Annotated in this window: 5 protein-coding genes; 4 read left to right on the top strand and 1 reads right to left on the bottom strand. The window is 42.0% G+C overall.

What is annotated here, in order from left to right:
* Positions 1 to 144: 144 nt before the first annotated feature.
* From L1D47_RS12440 to L1D47_RS12430, 3 genes are all read left to right on the top strand, one after another.
* Entirely contained in the window at positions 145 to 1,740 is a 1,596-nt protein-coding gene (locus L1D47_RS12440) for an AMP-binding protein (protein WP_239885219.1), read from the top strand.
* A gap of 554 nt (positions 1,741 to 2,294) precedes the next feature.
* The gene (locus tag L1D47_RS12435; RefSeq protein WP_239885217.1) at positions 2,295 to 4,457 is read left to right on the top strand and encodes an AAA family ATPase; all 2,163 of its coding nucleotides are present in this window, start codon (positions 2,295 to 2,297) and stop codon (positions 4,455 to 4,457) included.
* Positions 4,454 to 5,284 (top strand): DUF3226 domain-containing protein, encoded by an 831-nt coding sequence (locus tag L1D47_RS12430; RefSeq protein ID WP_239885215.1) that lies wholly within the window; start codon positions 4,454 to 4,456, stop codon positions 5,282 to 5,284. The genes L1D47_RS12435 and L1D47_RS12430 overlap by 4 nt, the downstream gene beginning before the upstream one ends.
* Positions 5,285 to 5,430: 146 nt before the next feature.
* Here the strand turns inward: L1D47_RS12430 and L1D47_RS12425 are convergent, their stop codons facing one another.
* On the bottom strand, positions 5,431 to 5,637 hold the full coding sequence (locus tag L1D47_RS12425) for a hypothetical protein (protein WP_239885213.1): 207 nt from the start codon (positions 5,635 to 5,637) through the stop codon (positions 5,431 to 5,433).
* Between the two features lie 48 nt (positions 5,638 to 5,685).
* Here L1D47_RS12425 and L1D47_RS12420 point away from each other — a divergent pair, with 48 nt between their 5' ends.
* Positions 5,686 to 6,021 (top strand): NAD(P)H-dependent oxidoreductase, encoded by a 336-nt coding sequence (locus tag L1D47_RS12420; RefSeq protein ID WP_239885211.1) that lies wholly within the window; start codon positions 5,686 to 5,688, stop codon positions 6,019 to 6,021.
* The last annotated feature ends 129 nt before the right edge of the window (positions 6,022 to 6,150 follow it).

The raw sequence follows: 6,150 nt of genomic DNA, 5'->3' as shown, positions 1-6,150 counted from the left end.
ACATATAGATATGCATTAAACACCTGTTTTATTTCCTGCCGACGGTAGTTGACCTGAGGTGATTTTTAGCACAGTCTAAACACCTGTTTGATTTTTAGCTGACGCCTAATCATACCCACAATAATAACCAGAGGAGACGCGTCCATGGCCTATGATTCTCACGTCCATGTAGACCTGGAGAAATATGCTTCATTGATCGATCTGATCGAAATCGCCGCCGAGCGCTATGGCGATAAGACAGCCTATGTATGCCTGGGCAAGGCCAGTAGCTTTGCCGACATAGAACGCGACTCCCGCCACTTCGCCGCCTACCTGCAACAACATACTCAGCTGGAGGTGGGCGACAAGGTGGCCATCCAGCTCCCCAATCTCACCCAGTTTGTCATCGCCGCCTACGGCGCGCTGCGGGCCGGTTTGGTGCTGGTCAACACCAATCCCTTGTACACCCAGAGAGAGCTGATTCACCAATACCGAGACTCGGGCGCCAAGGCCTTGGTGGTGCTGAGCGATCTTTTGCCCACACTGGAAGGCGTGATCCCCGAGACCCAGATAGAGACGGTGATCGCCACCCATCCGCTGGATCTGCTCGCTCCCCAGCCTCAAGCCGATAGCCCCCTCGCGCACATAGGCTTTACCCAGGTATTAGCCTTGGGCGCCGAGGCAGAATATCGCCCGGTACGGGTCGAGCAAGCTAGCCTGGCGGCGCTGCAATACACGGGCGGCACCACGGGTCTCTCAAAGGGCGCCATGCTCAGCCACACTAACCTGCTGGCCAACATGTTACAGGTGCAGTCGCGACTGGCGAGCAAGTTTGTCGAGGGCGAGGAGATCTTCGTCGCGCCCCTGCCCATCTACCATATCTACGCCTTCATGGTGAACTTCGTCTACTTCGAACAGGGCGGCTGCAGCGTACTCGTCCCCAACCCGAGAGACATCAGCGGCCTTATCCAGACCATGTCGCAACATGCCTTCACCGGGTTTGCCGGCCTCAACACCCTGTTTGTCGGCCTCTGCCATCAGCAGGCCTTCCAGGCGCTGGACTTTAGTCATCTCAAGATCACCATCTCAGGCGGCACGGCACTGACCCAGGCGGCGGCCAGCATCTGGCAATCCACCACGGGCTGCACCATAAGTGAAGGCTATGGCTTGTCGGAAACCTCCCCCGTGGTCTCCCTCAACGCGCCTGGGCTAGAGTGTCTGGGCACCATAGGGCGACCCGTAATAGATACTCAGGTGAAGATCCTCGACACCAACGACCAGGAGGTGCCGCAGGGTGAGATAGGCGAATTGGCGGTCAAGGGACCACAGGTGATGAGCGGTTACTGGCAAAAGCCGGAGGAGACCGCCAAGGTGATGACGCCGGACGGCTTTTTTAAGACGGGGGATATCGCCCTGGCCACAGAAGATGGCATGCACAAGATAGTGGATCGTAAGAAAGATATGATCATCGTCTCAGGCTTCAACGTCTATCCCAACGAGGTGGAAGATGTGCTGGCCGCCCATGAAAGCGTGCTGGAGTGCGCCGTGATTGGCGTCGAGGACAGTCGCAGCGGCGAGGCGGTCAAGGCCGCCATAGTGTTGCGAGAACCAGAACGGGCAAACGAGGAGATGAAGCAGAACCTGCTCGACCATTGCCGCAGCCAGCTGGCCGCCTACAAGCTGCCCAAGATCATCGATTTTATGCCAGCACTGCCCAAATCGACCGTGGGCAAGATACTACGACGTGAGTTAAGAAAATAGCTTGCTAAATCATCGGCTTTGATTCGAAAGCCGTAACCAGGGCGCCTTAACCAGCGCCCTTTTGTGTTTCACTCCATCGAGTTAGCTTTAGCTGAATAAGCTATCAAGACGATCATTGTGCATCATACAATGAAAGTACGACTCCACATACTTGGACATATTTGTTATAACACTTACTATATTCGTACAGTACTGGGTAAGCAGTGCATGGCAAAAAAAATACATACTGATACTATAAGCTTGATGGCAATAAAATGAGATTCAAGCACTTACATCAGACCGTAAACGTCATGTCGCTAGTCGATATAAACGGCCTACTCTCTCAACGAAGTCTAACACTCGCAAGATAACAGAGTTATCGGCTTCAATAACTCAACCTTAGCGATTGATGAAGATATGGTTAGATTCGCAATGTGTATGGGAAAATGGTGGGACTTAAGATATGTTTTTGTTCTGGTAGTTTCTTGCAAAACACTTTGCTGTTTTTTTATACAAAAAAAGACTTACTATACCCAAGTAATGTTAACTATAGGTACATTTATCAGAGATATCATATGGATAAGATTGAAAATCTCCTAGCCGATACATACTACGATATCGACTCAATTTTGCTAGACCCCAATAATCCTCGACTTAATGTTTCTGAAGAAGTTGACGAAGACAAGATTGCAGAAACTAGTACTCAAAACAAAACTCTTCGCTTAATCTCAGGGAAAGGCAACAACAACCTTTCAGACCTAATATCAAGCTTCAAGCAACATTCTTACATTCCAACCGAGAAGATAATTGTCAGATATTACGATAAAGACAAAGCTGTTGTTATAGAGGGTAATCGCAGATTAGCAACTTTGCTGTTCTTAAAAGAACAGTTTGAGAGTGGCGAAGATATTGGCAATTTTGATCCAGATATTTTTCGTAGCATACCCGTAATCTGCCACAAAGGTGATAACTACGCTATTAGAAAAGTCATAATGGGCTTAAAACATATCAGCGGAAGTAAAAAATGGAGTGCCATTAATCAGGCGAAGTTCATAGAGAACTTAATGCTTAAAGATTCACTTAGTGAAGCTGAGATATGCAATACATATACAATATCCAAAGTCGAACTCAGAACAACATTACGGACTTTATCTCTTATCGAATTGTATAAAGAAAGTGACTATGGTGACAACTTTAGTGATGAAAAATACTCGACTTTCCGTGAGATTGTCAAAAGCCCAAAGATTAAAGAATGGCTAAACCTTGCCGCAACTGATATCGATTTTAGGTTGGCAGACAAATCTAGGCTTGAACGCTTGTTCTCTTTTGTCTCTCCAGTCGAAGTAGAAGAAATCGATCCTGAAGATGAAGATGAATATGTTACCCACATTCAAGAGCCAATTATCGAAACTGCTCTTCAAATTCGTGAGCTTGCAAAAATAATCGATGATGAGAAGGCTATATCGAACCTTGAAACTACAAGAAATCTACTACAAGCGACTCTAAGCAGCGAAGTTCTTGGAAAAAATAAACTAGAAAACGCGTTGTCAGTTATAGATGAACAGATCAATATTTCGTTCGGTTACTCTTTCTTAATTGACGATAAGCAATCAAGTCTAATACAGAGCTGTATTAAAAAACTCAACGCATTGCTAGTCACGAGGAATCATTCAGATGATGATACCAGCACAAACCCGTTTAGCAAAAAGCCTATCGTGGAAAGTTGTACCTCACACTTTACTAGTTTTAATGTAGAGCGCTATAAAAGGTTTAAATCATTACATGTTAAAAATTTAAACCGAGTCAACATTTTTGCTGGTATTAATAATGCGGGTAAAAGCTCTCTACTAGAAGCATTCTATATGATGACGAAGCTTGGAGATACTCAAGCTTTTCAAACAATGAATAGACATCGAAAGAAGCATCATGGTGAACTAAAGTATTCAAATATTTTCAGCACTCTACCTAAAGAGATAAAACTTTTTGCCGAATTCAACAATAAACCGCTATCACTCAACAGCTATATTGACGATACTCTTGAATCTGAAACAAAAAACATGTCCGGCTTTATTGGGAGATTCACATCATCTTGTAACTATTTAGAAAATAGTTACACGTATCACTCAGACTACTATGAAAAGAAAGTTCAGCATTATGCGTCTACGAATCATTCACTATGCAATAGCGTAATATCTTTCTCATCAAGTATTGATGACGAGCTTGTTTTTACTGAGTGCTACAAAAAGTCTGTCTCCAATGGCACTAAGTCAAAAGTAATCTCATTCATCCGGAATAATATTGACAACTCAATTGTCGATATAGAGCTATCTGATAACGATGGTACATTTGTTGTAACTTATGATGATGCATCTCTAAATATGGATCTATCATTATATGGCGATGGTTTGCAAAAAATATTTTACTTAGGAATTAAGTTCGCAGCTTGTTCTAACGGAATACTACTACTTGATGAAATCGAAAATGGCATACATAAAGACCTTCTTTGCCAGTTTACAAAACTAATACAAGAACTAGCAGATCAATACAATGTCCAAGTATTTGCTACTTCGCATAGTAAAGAATGTATCGATGCGTTCATCTCTAATAAATTTAAAAATGAGCAAATATCTGCATATGCTATTGATTCGGATGAAAGTAAAGTCGAGCATTTCTCTGGAGAAGCTTTGGAGGAGTTAATTGATTATATCAACTTAGATATTAGAGGCACTAAGCAATGATTAGATTGTCATTTTTATATTGTGAAGGTCTACATGACGTTGCTTTTCTAGCAAAAATTATTGAGGTACTCGACCTAACTGAGGGGGAAGTTAAGAAAGTTAAAGATCTACCAAAAATACTGGAAAGCATGGTTGAAAGTGCAATTAAAGAGATTAACACTAACAATATTAGATTTGGTTTGCCTCTTAATATATTCATGCCAAATAAGATTTACGCTCTAGCTAATAATCATTACGTTTGCCTTTTTGCTACTGGCGGAAAAAGTAGTTTGCAAGCAGCTATGTCTAATATAACCAAAAGTAAAAGACTTCTTGAAAAGCCTGATTTTTATAAAGTAGATGCTGTTAGGCATGCATTTATTCTAGATGCAGATTATGATCATATGGATGACGGCGGATTAACGACTACTCTAGAAAATCTATCAGAAAAAATTAGAGAAGTAGTAACTGATTTTGAAAATTTTAATGAAAAAGTTCAATGGCGAACAACCGAAGAACATGGTGAGATTGGGACTTTTATTTTCACAAATGACTCTAACACTGAAGGAACATTAGAGGACCTGTTAGATTCATTCATTAAAATAGATGAATTGATGGCGCCAGCCACCAGTTACAAAGACTCTATCATTGAGTTTGACCGTCTAAAAAGCCGAGATGTTAAAGATATTGCTAAACAACAGAAGATAGTTTTTACAAACATAACACAAGCATTTCACCCAGGAAGCTCTTTAGCTGTAGGTCTGGCAAGAGGAAATCTTATCAATACTGAAATAATGGCTGCTCATGCGCTAAGTACTGAATTTGGAAATTTCATAAAGCTACCTTAAGTGATTCCCATTTATACTCACAAAGGCCTCAGTGTTTGAGGCTTTTGTTTGTTGACCGCTATCAGATATCTGTATCACTCAGACCATACGAGCTTAAATGCAGTAGAGACTCATCCCATATCATTTTATTTCTGCTACAGAGATTACTACTTAGGAAACATTTTATGAGCTCGCTTGCCTACTTCATTCACTTTTTCTTCAACATTTGACTTTCGCGTTTGGACTTTCTTTTTTTGTGCTCTCTTTTTCTTCTTGCGCAGGTTATCTCGAAACTTATCGTAAAAGTCTTGGTGATCGACAGTCAAATACTCAACTAACCACTCTAACGCTTCTTCCTTCTCTTCATTGTTCAAGAAGCTCAAAAATTTAAGTCATATGACAAATATATCGTTGTTGCACCGATGTGGAATTTAACCATTCCGTCAACATTAAAAGCATATTTGGACACCATTATCATACCGAACATTATGTTTCGATATGACGATCAAGGCCGTTCTCAAGGTTTATGCGGTGGTAAAATGATCTATATAGGTGCTCGTGGAGGGGATTACTCTCAAGGTCTACAAGCGAAGTTTGCTTTTGATGATCAGTATATGCGTGGGATTTGCAATATGATTGGTATTGACGATTATCAATCTTACGTTGTAAACGGTGTAGGCGGCTACCGCCGCCATAGTGTTACGGATCTGTTTGAAATGAACAAGATGGACATAGAATCAATGATTACAGCTTTTTAATTCATTAGGGCCTGTTGATCTTTCAAGTTTAATTTTTGTTCAATTTAAACGCGTTTTTCGCAAAGCGAGAGCCATTCACATAGCTACTCTATGTGAATGGCGAACAACAAAGAAATCGTCTAGAACGCT

It is taken from the genome of Shewanella sp. Isolate7 (assembly GCF_022398425.1).
GTDB lineage: Bacteria > Pseudomonadota > Gammaproteobacteria > Enterobacterales > Shewanellaceae > Shewanella.
The sequence above is the reverse complement of the archived record's forward strand: the minus strand, read 5'-3'. Positions and strand labels throughout refer to the sequence as shown.